The organism is Romboutsia sp., from assembly GCF_051659545.1.
Taxonomy (GTDB): Bacteria; Bacillota; Clostridia; order Peptostreptococcales; family Peptostreptococcaceae; genus JBOFOR01.
Genome location: NZ_JBOFOR010000084.1, coordinates 1 through 1555, shown reverse-complemented (window position 1 = coordinate 1555; position 1555 = coordinate 1). Strand labels below are relative to the sequence as shown.

Sequence of the window (1555 nt, the reverse complement as noted above, 5' to 3'; positions counted from 1 at the left end):
ATTATAAATTGTTTTATTCCTTCTATTCCATCTGATGGTTTAAGCATTTTTAGCTTACTCATATTTTCACTACCAAATCCCTTTGGAGCAAATTCTATAGTTAATTCATTTCCTTTTACTATGTCATAATGAATAATTGCTGGAGTATTATCCTTTGTATTTATTCTTGATATAGGCTCTACTACAGATTTTCTAAGATACCCTTCAGTATAACCTTGCCTTACCCCTTCGTTTATAGCATCAGTTATTGTATCTCCCTCTATTTTTACATCCTGACCTATCTTCACAAAGAAAACTGCCATTCCTGTATCTTGGCATATTGGTATATTTTTTTCTTTAGCTATCTTTGTATTTTCTATTAATATGTTTAATATATTTCTCCCTAATGGGCTTTCTTCATTTTGTAGGTTCTGATTTAAACTATTTACTACATCTTTTCCTAAATAAATATTCGCCTCTATACACATTTCCTTAACTATTTTTGTTATTTCTTGTGATTTTATTACTTTCACTCGAACATCCCCTTATTTAAAATTATTAATATTCGTATCTAATTAATAATTTATCATTTTTCTCATAAATTAACAATGATTTGGTGAGAAAATTTATCTATTTAAAATTATTTTAGCACTAGACAATTTTAAATAATAAAAAATAACTCTCCTTTATTTTCTAGAGAGTTACTTTTTATTATTTTATTTCTTTTTCTTTCTCAGACTCCTTAATAAATACTTTAGTTTCTATTTCCTGTTGAGATTTAATTTTTTCATTGCCCTTACATTTAAACCTATAACTTGTATTTCCATCTTCTTTATATGAGTATATTTCTATGTTACTAAAGTTATAGTTTGTACTTTGTAATATCTTTATAATATCATAGGCATCTTTAGCAAACTCTTCTTCATTCTTATGCAATGCTACTTCCTGTGTGTTTTTATTCTTATCTTTTTCTCTATAGGATGTATAAGGATGTAACCATATTTCTAAATCTATAGGTTCTACTCCTGTGTAATTATCATCTAATCTATACTTAAACTCTTCAATATCAATACTTGGCGATACTCCTATATTTTCTCTTACTAAATCTGTACCTTGAATAATGAGTGATTCAATTATAGATTTTACTTCTTCCTCCATCTTAATTCTTACATCAAATTTATATCCATCATTTAAATATTCCGTTCTGCAATATCCAATGTATGATGAATATCTTGTATCATTTACATGTGATACCGTTGCATAGTAACCATTCATCTTAGAATTAAAAGCTAAGTTATCTATTTTTAGTTCTCCATTGTATTTTTCATCTATATAAGAATTTATTTTATTTTTAGCTTCTATATATCCTATAGGATTTCCAAAGAATGAATTGTATCCCATGATACAAACTACTGCAATTATTGTACTAGTTACTAGTTGTGAACTACTCACCACTTAACTACCTACGGTAACGTTTGAAGTGGGAGCTTCTTGGTCAATAGTACCATTGTACTAAGTATCTCCAAGCTTATAGGATAGTTCCTATCCCAACTGTATACCAAAATTATATAGCTAA

2 protein-coding genes are annotated in these 1555 nt (G+C 27.5%); both read right to left on the bottom strand.

Annotated elements, in window-relative coordinates; all coding sequences use genetic code 11:
• Positions 1–512 (bottom strand): fumarate hydratase (locus ACRC03_RS05070; protein ID WP_438651477.1); only part of this gene is annotated, 512 nt, incomplete at its 3' end.
• A gap of 178 nt (positions 513–690) precedes the next feature.
• Complete coding sequence (locus tag ACRC03_RS05065) at positions 691–1431, bottom strand: YfjL-like protein (protein WP_438651476.1); 741 nt, start codon at positions 1429–1431, stop codon at positions 691–693.
• Between the last annotated feature and the right edge of the window lie 124 nt (positions 1432–1555).